The organism is Methylorubrum aminovorans (assembly GCF_022179725.1).
In the GTDB taxonomy this organism is placed as follows: domain Bacteria; phylum Pseudomonadota; class Alphaproteobacteria; order Rhizobiales; family Beijerinckiaceae; genus Methylobacterium; species Methylobacterium aminovorans.
In genome coordinates, this window is record NZ_BPRC01000011.1 from 108,533 (window position 1) to 130,413 (window position 21,881).

At 69.8% G+C, this 21,881-nt stretch carries 19 protein-coding genes; 7 read left to right on the forward strand and 12 right to left on the reverse strand.

All coding sequences use genetic code 11. The annotated features are described in order from the left end of the window. Positions 1-116 precede the first annotated feature (116 nt). Both MFF24_RS16290 and MFF24_RS16295 read right to left on the reverse strand, forming a co-directional pair. Positions 117-1,262, reverse strand: coding sequence for a glycosyltransferase family 61 protein (locus MFF24_RS16290; RefSeq protein WP_238225620.1), 1,146 nt, complete (start codon positions 1,260-1,262; stop codon positions 117-119). Positions 1,263-1,268: 6 nt separating this feature from the next. Further along, positions 1,269-2,099 (reverse strand): pyruvate, water dikinase regulatory protein, encoded by an 831-nt coding sequence (locus tag MFF24_RS16295; RefSeq protein ID WP_108939478.1) that lies wholly within the window; start codon positions 2,097-2,099, stop codon positions 1,269-1,271. Positions 2,100-2,843: 744 nt separating this feature from the next. On the opposite strand from MFF24_RS16295, the gene hemE reads away from it, so the two are divergent. The 3 genes from hemE (at position 2,844) to MFF24_RS16310 (ending at position 4,853) form a co-directional block, all read left to right on the forward strand. Next, positions 2,844-3,944, forward strand: coding sequence for a uroporphyrinogen decarboxylase (gene hemE / locus MFF24_RS16300; RefSeq protein WP_238225622.1), 1,101 nt, complete (start codon positions 2,844-2,846; stop codon positions 3,942-3,944). Between the two features lie 40 nt (positions 3,945-3,984). Continuing rightward, the gene (gene hemJ, locus MFF24_RS16305; RefSeq protein ID WP_133087981.1) at positions 3,985-4,425 is read left to right on the forward strand and encodes a protoporphyrinogen oxidase HemJ; all 441 of its coding nucleotides are present in this window, start codon (positions 3,985-3,987) and stop codon (positions 4,423-4,425) included. Positions 4,426-4,511: 86 nt separating this feature from the next. After that, positions 4,512-4,853, forward strand: coding sequence for a lysozyme inhibitor LprI family protein (locus tag MFF24_RS16310; RefSeq protein WP_133087982.1), 342 nt, complete (start codon positions 4,512-4,514; stop codon positions 4,851-4,853). Positions 4,854-4,960: 107 nt separating this feature from the next. Here the strand turns inward: MFF24_RS16310 and hisG are convergent, their stop codons facing one another. The 4 genes from hisG to MFF24_RS16330 form a co-directional block, all read right to left on the reverse strand. After that, on the reverse strand, positions 4,961-5,938 hold the full coding sequence (gene hisG, locus MFF24_RS16315; RefSeq protein WP_238225625.1) for an ATP phosphoribosyltransferase: 978 nt from the start codon (positions 5,936-5,938) through the stop codon (positions 4,961-4,963). Further along, positions 5,935-7,089 carry an ATP phosphoribosyltransferase regulatory subunit gene (locus tag MFF24_RS16320; protein ID WP_133087984.1) on the reverse strand — a complete coding sequence of 385 codons (1,155 nt, stop codon included), beginning with the start codon at positions 7,087-7,089 and terminating at the stop codon, positions 5,935-5,937. The genes hisG and MFF24_RS16320 overlap by 4 nt, the downstream gene beginning before the upstream one ends. 106 nt (positions 7,090-7,195) lie before the next feature. Continuing rightward, positions 7,196-8,083 (reverse strand): TIGR01459 family HAD-type hydrolase, encoded by an 888-nt coding sequence (locus tag MFF24_RS16325; RefSeq protein ID WP_238225626.1) that lies wholly within the window; start codon positions 8,081-8,083, stop codon positions 7,196-7,198. Between the two features lie 145 nt (positions 8,084-8,228). Further along, positions 8,229-8,741, reverse strand: a complete 513-nt coding sequence (locus MFF24_RS16330) for a TetR/AcrR family transcriptional regulator (RefSeq protein WP_166061382.1) — start codon at positions 8,739-8,741, stop codon at positions 8,229-8,231. A 281-nt stretch (positions 8,742-9,022) separates the two neighbouring features. Here MFF24_RS16330 and MFF24_RS16335 point away from each other — a divergent pair, with 281 nt between their 5' ends. Beyond that, entirely contained in the window at positions 9,023-12,439 is a 3,417-nt protein-coding gene (locus MFF24_RS16335) for an acyl-[ACP]--phospholipid O-acyltransferase (protein ID WP_238225628.1), read from the forward strand. 192 nt (positions 12,440-12,631) lie between these two features. Here the strand turns inward: MFF24_RS16335 and MFF24_RS16340 are convergent, their stop codons facing one another. Further along, positions 12,632-12,889, reverse strand: coding sequence for a type II toxin-antitoxin system Phd/YefM family antitoxin (locus tag MFF24_RS16340; RefSeq protein WP_238225630.1), 258 nt, complete (start codon positions 12,887-12,889; stop codon positions 12,632-12,634). Between the two features lie 106 nt (positions 12,890-12,995). On the opposite strand from MFF24_RS16340, the gene MFF24_RS16345 reads away from it, so the two are divergent. Continuing rightward, the gene (locus MFF24_RS16345; protein ID WP_238225632.1) at positions 12,996-13,694 is read left to right on the forward strand and encodes a DsbA family protein; all 699 of its coding nucleotides are present in this window, start codon (positions 12,996-12,998) and stop codon (positions 13,692-13,694) included. 7 nt (positions 13,695-13,701) lie between these two features. Here MFF24_RS16345 and mbfA read toward each other — a convergent pair whose 3' ends face one another. Both mbfA and MFF24_RS16355 read right to left on the reverse strand, forming a co-directional pair. Beyond that, complete coding sequence (gene mbfA, locus MFF24_RS16350) at positions 13,702-14,694, reverse strand: iron exporter MbfA (protein ID WP_238225634.1); 993 nt, start codon at positions 14,692-14,694, stop codon at positions 13,702-13,704. Positions 14,695-14,743: 49 nt separating this feature from the next. Then, positions 14,744-15,766, reverse strand: a complete 1,023-nt coding sequence (locus tag MFF24_RS16355) for a gamma carbonic anhydrase family protein (RefSeq protein WP_238225635.1) — start codon at positions 15,764-15,766, stop codon at positions 14,744-14,746. 150 nt (positions 15,767-15,916) lie between these two features. Here MFF24_RS16355 and MFF24_RS16360 point away from each other — a divergent pair, with 150 nt between their 5' ends. Both MFF24_RS16360 and MFF24_RS16365 read left to right on the forward strand, forming a co-directional pair. Continuing rightward, a complete protein-coding gene (locus MFF24_RS16360; RefSeq protein WP_108939489.1) occupies positions 15,917-16,369 on the forward strand; it encodes a molybdenum cofactor biosynthesis protein MoaE in 453 nt (150 codons plus the stop codon). 86 nt (positions 16,370-16,455) lie between these two features. Then, positions 16,456-17,661: an AI-2E family transporter gene (locus MFF24_RS16365; RefSeq protein ID WP_238225637.1), complete on the forward strand. Its 1,206-nt coding sequence runs from the start codon at positions 16,456-16,458 to the stop codon at positions 17,659-17,661. A 140-nt stretch (positions 17,662-17,801) separates the two neighbouring features. On the opposite strand, the gene mqo is transcribed toward MFF24_RS16365, so the two are convergent. The 3 genes from mqo to MFF24_RS16380 form a co-directional block, all read right to left on the reverse strand. Continuing rightward, entirely contained in the window at positions 17,802-19,466 is a 1,665-nt protein-coding gene (mqo, locus tag MFF24_RS16370; protein ID WP_238225728.1) for a malate dehydrogenase (quinone), read from the reverse strand. A 268-nt stretch (positions 19,467-19,734) separates the two neighbouring features. Next, positions 19,735-20,409 (reverse strand): hypothetical protein, encoded by a 675-nt coding sequence (locus MFF24_RS16375; RefSeq protein WP_238225639.1) that lies wholly within the window; start codon positions 20,407-20,409, stop codon positions 19,735-19,737. After that, positions 20,406-21,596, reverse strand: a complete 1,191-nt coding sequence (locus MFF24_RS16380; RefSeq protein ID WP_238225641.1) for a hypothetical protein — start codon at positions 21,594-21,596, stop codon at positions 20,406-20,408. Before MFF24_RS16380 ends, MFF24_RS16375 begins: the two co-directional genes overlap by 4 nt. Positions 21,597-21,881: the final 285 nt, after the last annotated feature.

The following is a 21,881-nucleotide window of genomic DNA, read 5'->3' on the forward strand; positions in this document are numbered from 1 at the left end:
GCGGAGCCGGAAGCGGCTAGGCCGCCCACCGGAGAGCCAGCTCACATCCGCATCTGGCATTGGTGGAAGATCCTGCGCGCCTCGTCCGCCGGCGACGGCGGCGGGCCGCGCGCCCCTCAAAGAAGGCCTTCGAGCCAGTCGAGGCCCATGTCAATGTCCTCAGACGCGATCGAGAAGCGGCCGTTAAGCCCGCAGGCGGTACCCACCACGTAGCCGCTCTCGTGTCCGAGGGCGTGGTCGAGGGAGCTTTGCAGGAAGCCGGTGTTCTGGCCGCCCTCCTGCAGGGACAGGATCCGTGCGCCGAACGGCACGAAGAGCGTGTTGTGCAGGCCCGATCCGTACTCGCCGCAGATCGTGCCGGCCGTCCGGAACAGCGCGACCTGTTCGCCGATGCCCATCGACTCCGGCCGGACGATGCTGAAGCCGCGCGCTTGCGCCTTGGCCTCGAACATCTCCCGTTCCACGAGATGGCGCCGGCCGAGCGTGCCGGGATTGATAGAGCGCGCGACGAGCAGCTTGCGCCGTTCTGGCTGTCGGCGACGCGCCGCGAAGGGCCAGGGGAAGCACGGCCCTGACCGGTTGCGTCCGCCCGGCAGGCGGCTGAGCAGGAAATCGCGGACCCGTCCCATGGTCGGCGAGGCCCGGCCCAGGAAGCGTAGCAGCGTCGGCACGACCAGAACCCGACATTCGACGAGTTCTGCCAGCCTGTCGTAGACAATGATCTGATCGTCGGCGATTCCCAGCAGCCGAAGCCATTGCCGCGCGAAGGCCGGGGTGTCGGCAGGCAGGAGATATCTCTGGCGGCGAATGTCGTAGCCGGCCTCCTCGAGCAGGACGAGTTTAGGTAGGAAATCGACCAGCCAGTGCCCGTAGAGCAGATGCCCGGCGCCGGCGAGCAGCACGACCTCGCCCTCGATCCGGCGCCGGCTCAGGCTCGTCCAGAGCCGCGCGATCTCGCGAGTCGCGTTCGCGGCGTCCTCGGGCGTCACGCCGAGCTGGTACGACCAAGCGAGCGCGCCATCGATCAGGATGTGTCCCGCCGCCGTCACCGCCGCCGGCCCAATGCGGTAGAGGCTGGTGCCGAGCTCGACGCTCTGCCCGAAATACTGCCGCAGCAGCAGGGGGGTGACCTGCCCGATCAGGAAGTCGGGCGGCCGGATCGAGGCACGTCGGGAGAGGCTGAGATCGGTCACGCTGCCGTGACCTGCCTCGACCGCCGTCCGCAACTCGACGATGGGCGGTGCTGCCAGGGTCGGTTCCATGCGCCTTCAGGTCGCGATGAACTTGAGGCGGTGCTCGCGGTAGAGGTCGAGGATCGCGGCAGCCGTCTCCTCGATCGAGCGGCGGGTCACGTCGATGGTCGGCCAGCGGTACTTGGCGCAGAGCCGGCGCGAGGCGGCGATCTCGTCGGCCACCGATTCCCGATCGACATAGGCCGAATTCTCGTCGGCCTTGAGGCTCAGCAGGCGGTTCTGGCGGATCTGCACGATCCGCTCCGGACTGGCGATCAAGCCGACGATCAGCACCTTCCTCGCCCGCTCGAAGCTCGGCGGCAGCGGCATCGACGGGACGAGGGGGAGATTGGCGGTCTTGAGCCCGCGATTGGCAAGATAGATCGAGGTCGGGGTCTTCGAGGTGCGGCTGACGCCGATCAGCAGCACGTCGGCCTCGTCGAGGTCGTCGGGCAGCGCCCCGTCGTCGTGGGCGAGCGTGAAGTTCATCGCGTCGATGCGCTTGAAATACTCGGCGTTGAGCATGTGCTGCGCGCCCGGTCGCTCGGTCGAGGTCGCGCCGAGATAGGAGCGCAGCAGCGCGTGCACCGGCTGGAGCACGTTGAGCGTCGGCGATCCGGTCTCGCGGCAGGCCTCCTCCAGGCGCTCGATCAGCTCGTGGCCGACCAGCGTGTAGAGCACGAGGCCCGGCGCCGCCTTGATCTCGGAGATCACCCGTTCGAGCTGCGCGCCCGAGCGCACCAGCGGGTAGACATGCTCGATCGCCGAGATGCCCTCGTACTGCACCGCCGCGGCACGCCCGACATTGATCAGCGTCTCGCCGGTGGAATCCGAGACGAGGTGGAGATGGAAGTAGCTGCGGCTCATCGTCGGCCCGTCTCTGCCATGACGCGTCGGTCACAGGGACGACTTGGCCGCCCCTGGGGATGCTTAGAGCATTTTTTCGCGCCAAGGCGATGCCGAATTGCCGGGCCGCCGTGGAGGCACCGGCGGCGCGCGGATGAATAGGCGGTCGCCGCGGTGCCTGGATCGCGTCCCTGAGCCTTGATGAGGATCGAGGCGGCACGCTCCGTCATCGCGCGGCTCGGCGAGAGCGATCCAGCGGCCCGACGCCACCGGTCAAAGCCGCCCCATCTCCACGCATTCCGCTGTGTTTTCAGAGGTTTGGAACGGGGCCACCCCCACGTGGTCCCCAGGGCGCGTCCAGGGAGTCGACAAGTGGGGACAATCCAGCCCTTTGGACACGCGACGGCGGGTTGTCCCGAAAACCGTCGACTCCGCCCTCAACATGCCGACCGCGAGCACATGTTGGAGTCGCCGGATTGGGAGAATCCGGGACCGAGGCGGCCATCAGGGCAGGCAGGCCCACGCAAGCCTCTGCTGAGCTTGGCCTATCGTGGACATTAGATCCAATCCGTTAAGAGGCGATTAACGCCGCGGCTGTGGGGAGGGCCTGTGGACGCGCTTGCGGCATCACGATCCAACGTCCAAGAGAAAAAACAGAGATTCTAGAATCTCTCTTTCTTTGAGTAGGGCCGGGGTGGGGATGGCGCGGTCGCGACCTCTCCGGACTCCCCCGAACGGCAACCAGGCAGGATGCGGGCTTCAGGCATGGCGGAGGCAAGGACGGCGGACAGGCCGGTGCTGCGGGTGATGTCGGGGGAGGCGATCTCCCCGCCCCCGGCCTGGATGATGCGCCAAGCCGGCCGCTACCTGCCGGAATATCGGGCGACGCGGGCGGAGGCCGGCTCCTTCCTCGACCTCTGCTACAATCCGGCCTTCGCCACCGAGGTGACGCTCCAGCCGATCCGCCGCTTCGGCTTCGAGGCGTCGATCCTGTTCTCCGACATCCTCGTGGTGCCCCACGCGCTCGGCCAGGACGTGCGCTTCGTCGAGGGCGAGGGCCCGCGCCTCGACGCGCTGCAGGGAAGGGCGCAGTTCGAGCGGCTGCGCGAGGCCGGCGACCCGGCGATCTTCTCGCATCTGGCGCCCGTCTTCGAGGCGGTGGAGCGCATTCGGGGTGCCCTCCCGAACGAGACCACGCTACTCGGCTTCTGCGGCGCGCCCTGGACCGTGGCGAGCTACATGATCGGTGGGCGCGGCACGGTGGATCTCGCCCCGGCCCGCGCGCTGGCGGTCTCCGACCCGGCGCTGCTCGACGCGCTGCTCGACCGGCTTGTCGCCGTCCAGACCGAGTATCTCGTGCGACAGCTCCGCGCCGGCGCCGACGCGGTGCAGATCTTCGAGTCGCATGCCGGCGTGCTGCCGGCTCTTGAGCAAAAAGCCGGCGTGCTGCCGGACTCCTCCGACGGCGATGCGCTCAAGCGCTTCTCGCTCGGGCCGATCGCGCGGATGGTCCAGGGCATCCGCGCGCAGGTGCCGGACGCCAAGATCATCGTCTTCGCCAAGGGATCGGGGCTCGAAGGCCATGCCCGGGTCGTGCCCGAGACCGGCGCCAGTGCCGTCGGTGTCGATTGGGGGGTCGATCTCGCGGCCATGCGGGCCCGTGTGCCGGCCTCGACGGTGACGCAGGGCAACCTCCACCCCGAGACGCTGATCGAGGGTGGGCGGGCCCTGGACGCGGCCGTGGACGCCATCCTGGAGGCGACGGCGGGCCTGCCGCACATCTTCAACCTCGGCCACGGCATCACCCCGCAGACGCCGATCGCCCATGTCGAGCAGATGCTGACCCGGCTCCGGGCCGGCCGCTGACCGTTCTTTTCGCGTTGCGTATCGAGGAGTTTCTCAGCCGGTGCTCGAGACCCTGTACCCCTGGATCAAGGCCTTCCACGTCATCGCGGTGATCGCCTGGATGGCGGCGATGCTCTACCTGCCGCGCCTGTTCGTCTATCATGCGGCGCTTCCCGCCGGCTCGCGCGTGCAGTCCGAGACCTTCAAGGTCATGGAGCGGCGCCTGCTCAAGGCGATCATGACGCCGGCCATGATCGTCACGTGGATCCTCGGGCTCTGGCTCGCGTGGCAGAGCGGCTACTACGCCGCGCCCTGGCTGCACGCGAAGTTCGCCCTGGTGCTGGCGATGAGCGGCGTGCACGGCTTCCTCGCCCGCACGGTCAAGGACTTCGCCGCCGACCGCAACACCCGGAGCCAGCGCTTCTACCGGGTCATCAACGAGGTTCCGACGCTCCTGATGATCGGCATCGTCATCCTCGCGATCGTGAAGCCCTGGAGCTGATTCTTTTTCGCAGAGGCGGGCACCGGGACGGGAACGGGCCGTTGGAAGGACAAAGCGTGGCCGTAGCCCGCGATGGAGCCTGTCCGATGCGTACCCCGTTTCTCGCCCTCGCCTTGAGCCTCGCCGCGGCCTCCCCTGCGGCGGCGGCCAGCTTTCCCTGCGCCAAGGCCGAGACGCCGGACGAGAAGACGGTCTGCGACACCCGTGCTCTCAACGATCTCGACGTCGAGATGGCGGTGCGCTTCGACATCCTCAAAGACCTGCTGCCGATGGGCAACCGCACCAAGATGCAGGACGATCAGGAGGCGTGGCTCAAGGACCGCCGCGCCTGCGGCACCGACGTCGCCTGCCTGACGGCGGCCTACGAGGGACGGCTCAAGGTGCTGCGGGGCGTGCTGTCGGAATTCGCCAAGCAGGGCGGGCAGTAGTCCGCATCGTCATCGCGAGGCGGAGCCGAAGCGATCCAGTGCGCCGCCCGATCCGGAGAGGTCGCGCTTCTGGATCGCTTCGCCATTCGGCTCGCGATGACGACGCGCTACAACCGCGCCAGCAGCCGCTCCGCCAGCGGGTTCTCCGCCGCGAAGGCGTAATCGATCCGCCGCACCGTCACCGCCCGCGCCCCGGCCTGGACCAGGGCGTCGGAGAGGTCGAACACCGCGTCCACGGGACAGCGCATCACGATCTCGCCGTCGGCGCCGCGCGGGGCGCCGTAGGGCAGCTCCGCCTCGTGCAGGCCGGCGAGGGTCGCCAGATCGATCCCGCCGGTCTCGGGCAGGCCGGCGCGCACTTCGCGGGTGGTGCGGGCGCGTTCCTCGGCCGCGATCCGGCCGAGCACGGTGCGTAAGGCGGCCCGCGCCGTCTCGCCCCAGGGCGCCTTCAGCGAGGCGACGAGGTTGGCCTCCGAGCGCAGCATCACCCCGTCGTCCAGAACCTTCAGGGCGTTGGCCGCGAGCGTGGTGCCGGTGGTGGTGATGTCGACGATGATCTCCGCCGAGCCCGCCGCCGGCGCGCCCTCGGTGGCGCCCAGGCTCTCGACGATGCGGTAATCGGCAATGCCGGCCTCGGCGAAGTGACGGCGCGTCAGGTTCACGTATTTGGTGGCGATGCGCATCCGCCGGCCCTGGCGCAGGCGCATCTCGCTGGCGACCTCGTCGAGGTCGCTCATGGCGCGCACGTCGATCCAGGCCTGGGGCACCGCGACCACCACGCTGGCATGGCCGAAGCCGAGCGGCGTCAGCAGCTCGACGCTGCCGGCCGGGTCGGGCAGCATCTCGCGGATCAGATCCTCGCCGGTGACGCCGAGATGGGCGGCGCCGCTGGCGAGCTGGCCGGCGATCTCGGAGGCCGAGAGGTAGCGCACCTCGACGCCGGGCAGGCCGGCGAGCGTGCCGCGATACTCGCGCCCGCCCGCCTTCTGCACGAGCTTGAGCCCGGCGCGGGAGAAGAAGGCGCTGGCATTCTCCTGCAGCCGGCCCTTGGAGGGGACGGCGAGGACGAGAGGGGAATCGGTCACGCGACACCTCCTTCAGCGCTTCCGTCGGTGCAGCGCGACAGCCAGAACGCGCAGCCCACCGCCGGCAGCGGCACCGGACTGCCGAGCTGCTGCAGCAGACCGTCGTAGCGACCGCCGCCGACCAGCGTCGGCCCTCCGCGCGCACCGGTCACCTCGAAGATGAAGCCGGTATAATAGTCGAGGTTGCGCGCGAACCCGCCGCTGAAGCGGAAGCGCTCGACCGCCAGGCCGCGGGCCGCCATGAAGCCGGTGCGCTCCTCGAACAGGGCAAGTGCGGCCTCCAGCCCCTCGTGGGCCAGCCCCGCCTCGCGGGCGAGCGCCCGCACCGCCGCCGCCGCGGCGTCGGGATCGCCGGAGATCGCGCAGTAGCGCTCGATCAGCTCGCGGTTGCCCGCATTGAGACCGGCACCCCCGTGCGCCTGCGCCGAAGCCTTGGCGAGGAAGCGCTCGGCGATGGCCCCGGCGCTGCGCCCGCCGACCTGCGAGATACCGGCGATCGACAGCACGTCCTCGACGAAGGCGCGAACGGCGCCCGCATCCTGGCCCTGGATCGCCGCGAGGAGGCCGGCGTGGCGATCTTCCGTCTGCGCGGCGTTGGCGACTTCGTCGAGGGAGCGCCCGGCGGCGATGGCCCGCAAGGTCCGGCGCTTGGCGACCGGCGGCACGGCGAGCGCGTCGAGGAAGGCGTGGGTCAGGCCCATATCGCCGAGCCGCACCGCGACGTCGGCGCGCCCGAGCAGGTCGAGCCCTTCGAGCGCGAGCCCGAGCACCTCCGCATCCGCCGCCGGGGTGTCGCTGCGCCCGATCGACTCGATGCCGCCCTGCACGAACTCGTCGGGCTCGCCCGCCGCGACCCGGAAGACGGGACCGAGATAGCTGTAATCGGCGCTCTCGCCCGGCCGCGTCGCCTGATGCAGGCGGCAGACGGGAATCGTGAATTCCGGACGCAGGCAGAGTTCGGCCCCGGTCGCGTCCTGCGTCACGAAGATGCGCCGCCTTATGTCCTCGCCCGACAATTCGAGGAAGGGCTCCACCGGCTGCAGCACGGGGGGTGAGGCGGGCACGTATCCGCAGGCGGAAAAATGCGCCGACAGCCGCACATGGCGCAACGCCTCCGCCCCGCTCGGGCCGCCTGCCTCCGGTCTCGTCATCGTCTCGGATCCAGCTTGATTTCGGCCCCCATAGCAACCGCGTCACCGGTTGGCGACCGGGGAGAGGCATTTCCGCAAGGATCCGACTGCGTAAGGGCCGCCTCGCCTACCAGACCAGACGCTCGATCACCGCGTCGGGCCGCACGGGTTGGCGGCCGAGCCATTCGGCGATGTCGCCGAGGCTGTGGTGCTCGGCCGTCACGCCGAGTTCCTCCGCGTGGATGCCGCGGGCGACCAGGATCGAGGGGATGCCGTAACCGGCCGCGCCCGCGATGTCGGTGCGGATCGCGTCGCCCACCGCCACGGTGCGGCTCACCTCGGGCGCAGGCCTACGATCGAGCTCGCCGGCCATGGCGAGCGCCGTTTCGTAGACCGGCCGGTACGGCTTGCCCGCATAGACGACCGACCCGCCGATGGCTTCGTAGGCCTGGGCGATCAGGCCGGCGCAGGGGATCAGCTTCTTGTCACGCTCGACCACGAGATCGGGGTTGGCGCAGATCATCGGCACGTTCCGCTGGCGGAACTCGGCCAGCGCCTCGCGGTAATCTTCCGCCGTCTCGGTGTAATCGTCGAACAGGCCGGTGCAGACGATGCGCTGGGCGTCGTCGGCCGAGACCAGAGTGAGGTCGAGACCGTCGAAGACCGGCGCGTCACGCTCGGGGCCCAAGTGATACACCCGCTCGCCCGGATGTTCGGCAATCAGCCGCCGGGTCAGGTCGCCGGAGGTGAGGATCGCATCGTAGGCCCCCCGCGGAACGCCGTAGCCGTCGAGGATTTTCTGCACGCCCTGCCAGGGTCGCGGGGCGTTCGAGACCAGGATGACCCGGCGCGGCCGCGGGCCGGGCAGCTCCCGGAAGCGGATCAGTGCCTCGCCGGCCGCGACGTGGCCGCGCGTTCCGTCATGCAGCACGCCCCACACGTCACACAGGATCAGGTCGTAGCGCTCGGCCACCGCCTCGAAGTGGCGCAGCGTCGGGACGGAGGGTGCGGTCATCGAAGGGTCCGGTCGCGGTGAGAATGCGGGCTCTATAGCGGGGTTTGCGGACCGCTGAAGGCTCTAAACCTTCCCCGCAGAGGGCCGGGTTGCAATCCAGTTCAACTTCGCCGTCATTCCGGGGCTGCCAACGGGATTGCAAAAATCACCCGAGAAATCGCCCCACCAGCAGCCGCGCCAGATCCCGCGGTGGGTCGGGGGTGAGCACGGCGAGCTTGCGCGAGGTCGAGAGCGAGGCGAGCCCGTGCAGGGCGGCCCAGAGGGCGGCCACCGCCCGGCGGCGCTCGTCCGGTTCGGCGATCAGCGGTGCCAGCACCGTGTCGACGAGCCCGACCGGCTCGGCCAGGGCCGCGGCGTACCAGGGCGGAAACGGCTGGTCCGGTGCGGCGAGGTGCTCGAACAGGAGGCTCCAGACCCGCGGGTCGGCGGCGACGAAGACGAGGTACGCGTCGGCCAGCGCCAGGGCATTGTCCCGCGGTGCCCGTTTCGGATCGATCACCGCCTCCAGAGCCGCGTGCAGGCGAGCGAGCGTGCGGGCATTGACCCGCAGCACCACCTGATCGAGATCGCCCACGGCGTTGTAGATCGAGTTCGGCGCGTAGCCGATCGCCGCCGCCAGCCGCCGCATGCCCAGCGCGCGAAAGCCCTCGTTGCGCACGAGGCTCTCCGCCGTACCCGCGACGAGGGCGATGAAGCCCTCGCGATCGTGCTCGCCCCTCGGACCGGTGCCGCGCGTCTTTCCCGCCAATTCAATGCCTCGCTGCTGGGAGTCACTCGCCATCGTGCGGGCCCGCACCCGACATCGGGGTTAGATTGCACGATGTTCAAAATCAAGCTTGCGCGGCTTTCGGCCCCGTTTAATTTGAACATCGTGCAAAAAGCGGATTTGACGCCTAAGCCGTCGGCAGGCAGTCATGCCCGGAGCCGGGAGAGACCACGATGTTCCGCACACTGATGACGACGCGACGCTTCGCGCCGCTGTTCTGGTGCCAATTCTTCTCCGCCTTCAACGATAATTTCCTCAAGAACGCGCTCGCCCTGCTGATCCTGTTCCAGGTCAGCGCCCAAGGCGAGAGTTCGGGCGGGGTGCTGGTGACGCTGGCGAGCGCGGTGTTCATCGGCCCGTTCTTCATCCTCTCGGGCCTCGGCGGTCAGATGGCCGACCGCTACGACAAGGCGCTGCTCGCCAAGCGGCTGAAATTCGCGGAGATCTTCGCGGCTCTGCTCTCGGTGCTCGGCTTCTGGCTGCACTCGGTGCCGCTGCTGTTCGGGGCGCTCGGCCTGTTCGGCATCATCGCGGCGCTGTTCGGGCCGATCAAGTACGGCATCCTGCCCGACCACTTGAAGCGCGAGGAACTGACGGCCGGCAACGCGCTCGTCGAGGCCGCGACCTTCCTCGCCATCCTGCTCGGCACCATCACCGCCGGGCTCGCCATGGCGATGGGCGGCCACGCGCTGGGCTTGAGTGCCGGGCTGATGGGCATGGCGGTTCTGTGCTGGCTCGCCGCGCGGATGATCCCCGCCACCGGCGAGGGCGCCCCGGACCTCGTCGTCGACCGCAACGTCGCCCGCTCCACTGCCGAACTCCTGCGCGACCTGTGGGCCGATACCCGGCTGTGGCGCGGCTCGGTGATCGTGAGCTGGTTCTGGCTCGTCGGCGTCGTGATCCTCTCGCTGCTGCCCGTGCTGGTGCGCCAGACGCTGAACGGCACCGAGATCGTCGCCACCACCCTGCTCGCGATCTTCTCGGTCGGCATCGCGGTGGGCTCCGGCCTCGCCTCCTGGCTGGCGAGCGGGCGCATCGTGCTGCTGCCGACGCCGGTCGGCGCGGTGCTGATGGGCCTGTTCGGCCTCGATCTCGCCTGGACCGTCTCGCACCTGCCCCCGCCGGCCGGCGAGCCGATCGGCGCTCTCGACTTCATCACCAGCGGCCACGGCCTGCGCATCGCCGCCGACTTCTTCGGGATCGCTGTGGCCGGTGGGCTCTACGTCGTGCCCTCGTTTGCCGCAGTGCAGGCCTGGACCGAGAAGGCCAAGCGCGCCCGCGTCATCGGCGCGGTCAACGTGCTCACCGCTGCCTTCATGGTCGGCGGAACGCTCGCCCTTGCCGTGCTCCAGGGTGCAGGGCTTTCCATGGCCCAGCTCCTCGGCCTCGTGGCGGTGCTCAACCTGATCGTCGGCGCGGTGATCCTCGTGACCCTGCCGACGAACCCCCTGCGCGACGCCCTCTCGATCCTGTTCCGCGCCTTCTACCGCCTGGAGGTGAAGGGCCTGGAGAACGTCGAGAAGGCGGGCCCGAACGCGATCATCGCCCTCAACCACGTCTCCTTCCTCGACGCGCCGCTGGCACTCTCGCTCCTCGACCAGGAGCCGGTCTTTGCCATCGATCACGGCATCGCGCAGCGCTGGTGGGTGAAGCCGTTCCTCAAGGTGACGAAGGCGATGCCGCTCGACCCGACGCGCCCGCTCGCCACCCGCACGCTGATCAACGCGGTCAAGAGCGGCGAGACGCTGATCATCTTCCCCGAGGGCCGGCTCACCGTCACCGGTAGCCTGATGAAGGTCTATGACGGCGCGGGACTCATCGCCGACAAGTCCGGCGCCATGGTCGTGCCGGTGAAGATCGACGGGCCGGAGCGCACGATCTTCTCGCGCCTGAAGCGCGATCAGGTCCGCCGCGCGTGGTGGCCGAAGGTGACGGTGACGATCATGCCGCCGGTGCGCCTCCACGTCGATCCCGAACTCAAGGGCAAGAACCGCCGTCGCGCCGCCGGTGCCGCGCTCTACGACATCATGTCGGACCTCGTCTTCGAGACCGCCGACATCGAGCGCGGCGTCTTCTCCGCCCTGATCGAGGCGGGCCAGCTCCACGGCTGGCGGCGCACGGCGCTCGAAGACCCGGTGACGGGCACGATGAGCTATGCGCGCCTCGTCATGGGCGCCAACATCCTGGGCCGGAAGCTCCAGGCGCTCCTGCCCGACGCGAAGAAGCCGGTCGGGCTGATGCTGCCCAATGCCAACGGCGCGGCGGTGACGTTCTTCGCGCTCGCCAGCGCCGGCCGCGTGCCGGCGATGATCAACTTCTCCGCCGGCCCCGCCGCGGTGCTCTCGGCCTGCCGTGCGGCGCAGGTCGACACCATCCTCACCTCGCGCGCCTTCATCGAAAAGGGACGCCTCGGCACCCTGATCGAGGGCATCCAGGGGACGATCCGCCTGATCTATCTGGAGGACGTGCGGGCGGGCGTCACCACGGGCGACAAGATCCGCTGTTTCTTAAGCCCCCGGCAGCCGCTCGTCGCGCGGAAAGGGACCGACCCGGCGGCGATCCTGTTCACCTCCGGCAGCGAGGGCACGCCGAAGGGCGTGGTGCTCGCCAACCGGGCGATGCTCGCCAACACCGCGCAGGTCGCCGCCCGCATCGATTTCGGGCCGCGCGACAAGGTGTTCAACGTGCTGCCGGTCTTCCACGCCTTCGGGCTGACGGCGGGGCTGGTGCTGCCGCTGATCTCGGGCGTACCGGTCTACCTCTATCCGTCGCCGCTGCACTACCGGATCGTGCCCGAACTGATCTACGGCACCAACGCCACGGTCCTGTTCGGCACCGACACCTTCCTCACCGGCTACGCCAAGATGGCCCATTCCTACGACCTGCGGAGCCTCCGCTACGTCGTGGCCGGCGCCGAGCCGGTGAAGCAGGCGACCCGCAAGACCTGGGCGGAAAAGTTCGGCCTGCGCATCCTGGAGGGCTACGGCGTCACCGAATGCGGGCCGGTGCTTGCCCTCAACACGCCGATGTTCAACCGCTTCGGCACCGTCGGCCGGCTGCTGCCGGGGATCGAGTCGCGGCTCGAACCGGTGCCCGGTATCGACGAGGGCGGACGCCTCGCCGTGCGCGGCCCCAACATCATGCTCGGCTATCTGCGCGCGGAGAATCCCGGCGTGCTCGAGCCGCCGCCGGACGGCTGGTACGACACCGGCGACATCGTCGCCTTCGACGCCGACGGCTTCATCACGATCAAGGGCCGGGCCAAGCGCTTCGCCAAGATCGCCGGCGAGATGGTGTCGCTGGCCAGCGTCGAGGCGCTCGCCGCCGAACTCTGGCCCGACACGCCGAGCGCGGTGGCCGCCGTGCCCGATGCCCGCAAGGGCGAGCGCCTGATCCTGTTCACTGAGGCCAAGGGCGCGACGCGGGCCGCCTACCAGAGCCACGCCAAGGGCCGGGGTGCGGCCGACGTCGCCATTCCCGCAGAGGTGGTCGTCGTCGAGGCGCTGCCGATGCTCGGCACCGGCAAGATCGATCAGGTGAGCGTGACCAAGCTCGCGCGGGAGCGGGCGGCGACGGCGGAAGCCGCGTGAGAATCGGGATGCGCGGCCGCTCCCCTTCGCTCCTCTCATCCTGAGAGGCTGCCGGAGCGGCCTCGAAGGATCTTCCGGATCCCGCGCAATTTCGGGGTGATCCTTCGAGAGCGACGTTTCGCGCTGCCATCTCAGGCTGAGGGTGAGGACAGGAAGCGGCCGCTGCTCATCCTTCGCGCGGTGACCACTCGGTCATAGCGGCAATCCGTCCTCGCCGTAGAGGAAATCCTGGCTGCGGGCACCGTCCGGTCCAGCGAGCGCTGTCACGACGGCGGAACGCCGAACCTCGTCCAGCACGGCCCGCCGTGCTCGGCGATCCGGCACACGCCGGATCGGTTCGATACGTGCGACGGGCTGCCCCTCCCGCGTGAGGACGATGGTCTCGCCCGCTTGGGCGCGCCGAACGAGGTCCCGTAACCGACCCTCGGCATCCGCCACGGAAACGCACATCGGCCTCTCCCATCGCAACGCTCCAGCCTCGGCCTTCGCGGAAGTCGAACTTAAACCATTCTTGACCCTATCCTCGGCCGCCTCACCACCCGCTGGTCCGTTGCCGATGCCCCTCTCCCGCCGCCGCTTCCTCGCCTCCTCGCTCGGCCTCGCCATCGCCGGCCCGGCCGCCGCGCAGAGCTACGGCCAGACCTTCAAGGTCGAGAACGACGAGGGCCGGCCGGTGGCCAACATGCGGCTGCCCGGCGAGATCACCGGACAGATCCAGGAGTTGCGCGGCGTCACCTATGTCGGCCCCCGCGAGGCCGAGGTGACCCTCTACGAGTTCTTCGACTACAACTGCCCCTGGTGCCGCAAGGCCGCCGCCGACGTCACCGCGCTCGCGGGCAGCGATCCGGGCTTGCGGATCGGCCTCGTCCACAACCCGATCCTGTCGCCGATGTCGGCCCAGGCCGCCAAGGTCTCGCTCGCGGTGCAGCGCAAGCTCGGCTCGGCGGCAGCCTTCGCCTTCTACGGCCAGTTGCTGTCGACCAAGGGTCAGATCGACGGGCTCAAGGCGCTGGACATCGCCGCCAAGACCAGCGCCAAGGCCGGCGTGTCGCGCGCCGAACTCGAACAGATCGCCGACAGCGACGAGGTGCGCGAGGCGATGCGCGCGCACATGAACGTTGCGGCCAATCTCGGGCTTTCCGCGACGCCCTCCTACGTCCTCGGCAATACCGGCGTGCTCGGCCATCCCGGCGTGAAGTCTCTGGCAAAGATGATCGCGGCGGTGCGGCGCTGCGATCAGATCGCCTGCGGGTAGACCTGCCTCAGGTCCCGCCGATGAGGATGCCCGTCGCGAGCACGAGGCCGCCGCCGAGAACGATCTGGAAGGCCGCCCGCAGGAAGGGCGTCTCCATGTAGCGGTTCTGGATCCAGACGATGGCCCAGAGCTCGACGAAGACCACCGCGAAGGCGATGCTCGTCGCCAGCCAGAAATTCGGGATCAGGTACGGCAGCGCGTGGCCGAGGCCGCCGATCGCCGTCATCACGCCGGAGGCGAGGCCGCGCTTGAGCGGCGAGCCGCGCCCGGAGATCTTGCCGTCGTCGTGGGCGGCTTCCGTGAAGCCCATCGAGATGCCGGCGCCGATCGAGGCCGAGAGGCCGACGAGGAAGGTCGTCCACGGGTTCTGCGTGGCGAACGCGGTGGCGAAGATCGGCGCCAGCGTCGAGACCGAGCCGTCCATGAGTCCGGCGAGCCCCGGCTGGACCCAGGTCAGGACGAACTGGCGGTGGGCGACCGCATCCTCCGCGTCGCGGCCGGCTCCATCGAGATGCTGCTCGCTCAGCGCCTCGGCCGTGCGCTCGTGCGCGCTTTCCGCCGCGGCGAGATCGCCGAGCAGGGCCCGCGTGTCGGCATCGGTCGAGCGGCGGGCGGCAGCGAGATAGAAGTCGCGCGCCTGCCGCTCCATCGCGGCGGCCTCCTCGCGGACGCGGTCGAGCCCGAGGTTTCGCATCAGCCAGACCGGCTTGCGGGCATAATAGCCGGCGATGTGCTCGCGGCGGATCGGTATGATGAAATCGCCGAAGCGCTGCTTGTAACGCGCGATCAGGCGGCGGCGGTGCTCGTCCTCGGCCTCCGCCATCGCGTCGAACAGGGCGGCGGAATGGGGATAATCGGCGCGCAGGCGTGCCGCGTAGGCCCGGTAGATCTGGCCGTCCTCCTCCTCCGAGCCGATCGCGAGCGCCAGGATCTCCTGCTCGCTCAGATCGTCGAAACGCCGCCGGCCGCCGAGCGTCAGCATCGAGAGACGGCTCATCATCGGTGCGTCGATCCCCAGAAAGGGCGCATCGCAGCAGGTCTGAGAGACGTCACCCCTCCTGCTCCTGCAGGAGCCGATACTCGCGGCCGTGGCGGCAATAGCCCTCGACGATATGCGCCATCAACGCGCGCTTCTTCGCGTCGAGCGTGCCGAGGATGCGCGCGGGCCGCCCGCCCCAGAGATGGCCGCCCTCCAAGAGCTGGCCCGGATCGGTGGTCGAGCCACCGGCCAGCATCACGTCGTCGGCCACCACCGTGCCCGGCGCCAGCACCGAGCCGATGCCGATGAGGGAGCGGGCGCCGATCCGGCAATCGGCCATGCGCACGTTGTGGCCGATGGTGGTGTCGCGCCCGATCACCACGCCCTCGCCGCGGCTGCGGATCACGGTGTTGTCCTGGATGTTGGTGTCCGCGCCGACCACGATCGGCCCGACTTCCGCCGAGAGTTCGCAGGAGAACAGCACCGTCACCCCGGCGCCCAGCGCGATGCGGCCGGAGAGCCGGGCGGTGCGGGCCACGAACACGCTGGCGTCGGTCTCCGGCGGCTCGGTCGGCGCCGGGGGGCTCGCCGTCTCGCCGGAGGCCTCGCGGAGGCGCTCGGCCCGCTCGGCCAACTCCTCCGGCGTGACCGGGCGCAGGCGCTTGGCCGGGTTGCCGCCATAGGCGAAGCCACTCTCGAGAGTCGAGCGGGGGAAGATGGTGGCGCCCGCCTCGATCAGCACGTTGTCGCCGACAATCGCCCCGTCGAGGATGATCGCGTCGTCCTCGATCACCACGTCCGAGCCGACGGTGCAGGCATGCACCACCGCGTTGCGGCCGACCGTGACCCGGTCGCCGATATGGGTCGGCAGCGATTCGGTGGCGATGTGGACGGTGGAGCGGGCGCCGAGCCAGAAGCGGTCGCCCGCGGTGATCGGCTGGCCGTCGCTGCGGATCACGCTGTCGTCCCCGAGCCAGGCCTGGGACCCGAGGGTGGCGGTGCCGATCACGGTGCTGGCGCGCCCGCACCAGACGGGGCGGCTGGCGAAGACGGGCAGGATGCCGTCATGGGGCAGGATCAGGTCGGGCGTCACGTCGCGGCTCGCTGTTCTTCGAAACGGCGCCGGTGGCGCGGTCCTCTTCTTGAGCCATATAGGCCCACGGGCAAATGGAGTAACGGGCCGGCGCGAAAACGCTCTCGCCGGACCATCCCTGCCCGCGTACGCGTTCCCGAAGAGGCGGTCATGACGGTCAGCATCCAGTCCGAGCCCTTCGACACCGCCGCCGAGATCGCCCGGATCGAGGCGGAGCTGGCCGGGCGGGCGGGGGCGGTCGTGACCTTTTCCGGCCTGTGCCGCGACGAGGCGGGCCGGCTCGCCGCGCTGGAGCTGGAGCATTATCCCGGCATGGCCGAGGCGGAGATCGCCCGCGTGGTGGAGGAGGCGCGCGCGCGCTGGCCGGTCCAGGCGCTGCGGGTGATCCACCGCCACGGGCTGGTGCGGCCGGGCGAGGGCATCGTCCTCGTCGTCACGGCCTCGCCCCACCGCAAGGCCGCCTTCGCGGCGGCCGACTTCCTGATGGACTACCTCAAGACCCGCGCGCCCTTCTGGAAGCGCGAGCACCTCGCCGACGGCACCACCGGCGGCTGGGTCGAGGCGACGGAGGCCGATGCCGCCGCCGCGCAGGCTTGGACGTGAACATCCGGACCTGAACATCTGGACCTGAACGATCGATCGTCCCGGGCCAGCCGCCTCACACGAACCGCGAACGGATTCCCGACCTCATGACGGCTCCCCCTTTCAGCCCGCCGGCCAACCCGCCGGGCGCGCGGCGCCTCGCGGTCGCCGGCATCGCGGTCGTGGCGTTCGCCGCCGCGCTCTGGCTCGCCTGGACCGCGGCGGCGACGCTGCTGCTGATCTTTTCCGGCATCCTGTTCGCCGTCTTCCTCGACGGGGTCACCCGCGGTCTCGGCCACGTGCTGCCGATCGGGCGCGGCTGGCGCCTCGCCCTCACCTGCCTCGTGCTCGCCGCCCTCGCGCTGGGTCTCACGGCCTTCGGCGGCGCCACCGTGGCAAGCCAAGCGCGCGACCTCGGCACCACGGTGCGCCAGCAATCGGAGACCGTGCGCGATTGGCTGAAGGAGCGCGGCATCGAGATCGACCTGTCTCAAGCGACCCCGGCGCCCCAGGGTGCCGGTGCCGAGTCCGGTCAGGGCGAGAAGGACGAGGGCCAAGCTGGAAAGAGCCAAGCTGGAAAGAGCCAGGACGGAAAGAGCCAGGACGGAAAGGGACAGAAGCAGGGCGGTCTCGCGGGCCTCGCCTCGGGTGCCCTGAAGAGCCCCGGCTCGCTCCTCTCGGATGCCGGCAACGTGCTCGGCCCGGCCACGACCGTGGTGATCGCGCTGTTCAACGCGCTCGGCAACGTGCTCGTGATCATCTTCCTCGGTGTCGCGATCGCCGCCGATCCGGGGAGCTACCGCGACGGCGCCCTGCGGCTCGTGCCCCGGCGCCACCGCGAGAAGGCCGCGCGCGTCCTCGACGGGTCGGGCGAGACCCTGCGCCACTGGCTGTTCGGCCAACTCGTGACCATGGCGGCAATCTTCGTGCTGACCTGGGCGGGGCTGAGCTTCCTCGGCATCGGCGGCGCGCTGATCCTCGGGCTCCAGGCCGGCCTGCTCGCCTTCGTGCCGACGATCGGGCCGCTGATCGCGGGCGTGGTGATCCTGCTGAGCAGCCTCGCCTCCGGGCTGAACGGCTTGCTCGGGGCGCTCGGCGTCTACCTCGCGGTGCAGACGGCGGAGAGCTACGGACTCACGCCGTTCATCCAGCGGCGTGCCCTCGACCTGCCGGCGGCGACCATCTTCGCCGGCCAACTCCTGTTCGGCGTGCTGTTCGGCCTGTGGGGCGTGGCGCTCGCCCTGCCGCTCGTGGCGGTGATCAAGGTGCTGCTGGACGAGCTTTACATCGAGGACGGGGCGGAGGGAGCCTGACGCGGTGTCCCGCTGATCGCTCCGGGACAAGTGGTATTCCCCCTCCCCCACATGCGGGGAGAGGGGGATCAACGGCTTCCGAAATGATCATCCGGAAACCGTTCGATCGTCTGATCCGACCGCCTTACGGCGCCATGTCCTTACGGCGCCATGTCGGGGACCGGCTTGACGGTGCCCATCTCGGCCGCGGGGGTCGGCCGGGCCGGGGTGCCGATCTGCGGCGGCGGAGTGAGCTGCAACTGCTCGCTGGTATAGGCGAGCTCCTGGTAGACCCGCTGCGGATCGTCGTTCAGCTTGGTGCCGTAGCTCGGCACGATCTGGCGGATCTTCGCCTGCCATTCCGGGCTGGCGACCTGCTTGGCAAACACCTTCTCCAGCACGTTCAGCATGATCGGCGGGGCGGTGGAGGCGCCCGGCGAGGCGCCGAGCAGCGCGGCGATGCTGCCGTCCTTGGCCGACACCACCTCGGTGCCGAGCTTCAGGACACCGCCCTTTTCCGCGTCGCGCTTGATGATCTGCACGCGCTGGCCGGCCTGGACGAGGCGCCACTCGTCCTTCTTCGCGTTGGGGAAGTACTCGCGCAGGGCTTGGTAGCGGTCCTCGTCGGACAGCATCACCTGGCCGGCGAGGTACTCGATCAGCGGGTACTGCTCCACGCCGACGCGGACCATCGGCCAGACGTTGCTGGTGGTGGTCGAGGTCAGCAGGTCGAAATACGAGCCCTCCTTCAGGAACTTGGTCGAGAAGGTCGCGAACGGTCCGAACAGGATCACGCGCTTGCCGTCGAGCACGCGGGTGTCGAGGTGCGGCACCGACATCGGCGGCGAGCCGACCGAGGCCTTGCCGTAGGCCTTGGCGAGGTGGCGCATCGCCACCTCCGTGTTCTCGGTGACGAGGAACGAGCCGCCGACGGGGAAGCCGGCATAGTCGTCAGCCTCGGGGATGCCGGTGGCCTGGAGCAGGTGCAGGGCGCCGCCGCCCGCGCCGATGAACACGAACTTGGCATCGACCGTGGACCGGGTGCCGTCCTTCAGGTTCTTCGACGTGACGCGCCAGGTGTACCCGTCCTTGCCGTCCTTGATGCGCTCGAAGCTCTCGACCTCGGTCGAGAGGCGCAGGTCGAATTTCGGCTGGCTCTTCAGGGAGGCGATGTACTGACGGGTGACCTCACCCCACTCGCAATCGGTGCCGAGCGGCGACCACGTGGCGGCGACCTTCTGTTTCGGGTCGCGCCCCTCCATCATCAGGGGGACCCATTTCTTGAGCTGCTCGGGGTCGGTCGAGAACTCCATTCCGGCAAAGAGCGGGCTGGCTTTCAGCGCCTCGTAGCGCTTGCGCAGGTAGGTGATGTTGTCGTCGCCCCAGACGAAGCTCATGTGGGGCGTGGAATTGATGAAGCTGCGCGGGTTCTTGAGCACGCCCTGCCGGACCTGCCAGGCCATGAACTGGCGGGTGACCTGGAAGGCCTCGTTGATCTCGACGGCCTTCTTGATCTGGATGTTCCCCTTGGAATCCTCCGGCGTGTAGTTGAGTTCGGCCAGCGCCGAGTGGCCGGTGCCGGCATTGTTCCAGCCGTTGGAGCTTTCCAGCGCCACGCCGTCGAGCCGCTCGACCATCTCCAGCGACCAGTCGGGCTCGAGTTCGCGCAGCCAGACGCCGAGCGTCGCGCTCATGATGCCGCCGCCGATCAGCAGGACATCGACCTTGCGGGCCTCGCCCGCGGCGAGCAGGGGCGACGCCGGCAGAGCGGTTGCGGCCAGACCGGCCAGGGCGCCGCCGAGGACTTGACGCCGGTTCATCGGCATTGGGCTATGTTGCACATTGGCGGAGCGAATGTGCATTTTATCGTCAGCGTTCATTTTATTTTACGCGCCGCTCAAAAATTTATTGGTCCCGCGGGTGCGCTACAACAGGATTGGGCCAGCCACAATCCGGTGATTACATGGCTGCCATGCCCTGAAAACTTGAACAGGGACGGCGGATTGTCAGGCCTCACGGGAGAGGTCCGTTCGGCCCCGCCCGGGCCTGAATCAAGGGCGACCTGAGATGACTGGCGTTCCTCTCTTGGAAACGTCAGCGTGCGGCTGAGCGCTCGACCCGCCGCATGCTGGCGAGAATGGAACGGGCCGCTTCGTGCCGGACCGCGCCGGTCTCGCAAGTCTTGCAGATCGCTCCGAGATAGCGGCCGTCGACCACCGTCTCGGCGAACAGGCCCGACTTGAAGCGCGGCGCCGCCTCGGTCTCGACCGCGATCCAATCGCGGGCGCCGAATCGCTCCGGCCCGAGCGGCCTGCGGATCGAGGCGCTCGCGCTCGTGCTCTTCAGGACCGCGCGCAGGCGGACATAGCGGGAGAGCGGCGTGGCGTGGAGGCCGGCGAGGCGGGCGGCGTCGTCCTCGCCCTCGACCGCCTTCGGGCGCAGGCGAAGCGTGCAGGCCTCCCTCGTGCGGGCACAGGCCGGGGTCTCGCACACGATTCGCACCACGCGCCGTCCGGAGGCATCACCGGGATCCCCGCCCGCCTCCTCCAGCACCCAGCCCGGCGGCAGATCGAGCCGGAAGCCCTGATCCAGGCGCAGCGTGATCGGGTCCGCCGGGGTGTCCGCCGAATCCGTACTCACATCCGGTGCCGGGTCCTCGGTCGAGTCCGGCATCTCTTCGGCCCGGGCCGGGGTGAAGGCGGATAAGCCGGCCAACAGGCAGGAGGCGAGAAGGGCCGCGCGCAGGCGGTGGGCGGGCGCATCGGTCATCGGGCGCGTGTCTCCGCTGGGATGTGGCGTTCGGCGAGAGCCTCGACGCGGGCGCGCGCCTCCGGCTCGAAGATCCGCAGCGGCACGGGCAGCACCTCGTCCCAGCGCATCGGCAGGATCATCAGGTCGCCGACGCGCTCGCGCCCGCGGAACAGCGACCAGCCGAGATGCGCGCGGGCGCCGTCCTTCGCGGTGGTGATGCCGGATTCGTCGATCACGATCTCGGCCTCGCCGGGCGGCGCCTCGGCCTCGAGCTGACGGGCGAGATCGCCGGCGAACCAGCGGCTCGCGCGGGGATGGACCGCGAAGAACCCCACGATTACCGCCGCGGTGAAGGCGGCGGGCTTCCAGACGTCGTTCGCGACCATCTCGGCGAAGAGCAGCAGCGCGTCGGCGAGCGGCACCCGGTAGGGATCGACCGCCCAGAGCATCGCCAGCAGGGCCGGATAGAGCAGGGTCAGGCCGACGAGCCACGCGGCGGCGCCGGTGAGCCGGGCGCGGCGGGCCCAGGGATTGCCGAGGCTGCGCAGGATGAGCGGCACCCGTTCGTCGGCCGTCAGGCGCATCGTCGCGCGCACCGCCTCGGGCCCGGCGGCCGGTTCGGTCGGCGGCAGTGCGGGAGCGGGTCGGCCGGCGCAGGCCTGGACCCAGCGCTGGATGCCCGCGATCGTCTCCGGGCTCAGAGACGCCTTGGGCAGGACGATCGGGACCTCGCCGATCTCCGTCGGCAGGAAGAGGTGGTGCCGGTCCTCCCCGAGCGCGCCGATGCGCGGCCAGGGCACGAAGCTCGTGAGATCCGGCGCGGTCTGGGTCAGCCCGGCGCCGTCGAGCCGGTAGCGCACTGGCACGGGACCCGGATCGCGACCGTCGCCGCCCGGCGGCCCCATCAGGGCCCGCACCCGGCGGCGGGCAAACCAGGGGTGGAGCGCGTAAGTCGCGAGCAGGGCGAGCGTGATCAGCCCGAGATAGGCGGCGAGTGGCAGCGGATCGAAACTGGACAGGTCGCGCCAGAACGCGGACAGCGTGCGGCGCCCACCTGCCGTCGCCCAGCCCGAGACCGCGCCGAGCAGGATGAGAAACCACACCACCGGCAGGCCGAGGGTGAGGATGCGCCGCCGCTGCACCGCGAGCGGCCCCCGCTGCGCGTAGAGGTTGCCGGTGATCCGGTCCGCGAAGGTGAGCGGCACCTCGAAGGTGAGCGGCGCCTCTGGAACGGGCGGGCGGCCGGAAATAGAGGGGACGACGGACAGGGTTGGACCTCGTGGGCTGGAGCGCTCTCGGCCGAAGCGGATGCCGGTTCAGCGGCGCAGGCGTCGAGCCGAGACTGGGGAGCCACTGCCGAGTGCCGGATGACGCCTGGTAGGGTCAGCAGTTGCATTGTGGGACGCGCTGCCCGCTCTACATGCGCGCGCATGCCGATCCGACATTCGCCCCCCTCGCTTCGCCGCCTCCGAACCGGGTGGCCGGCCGGG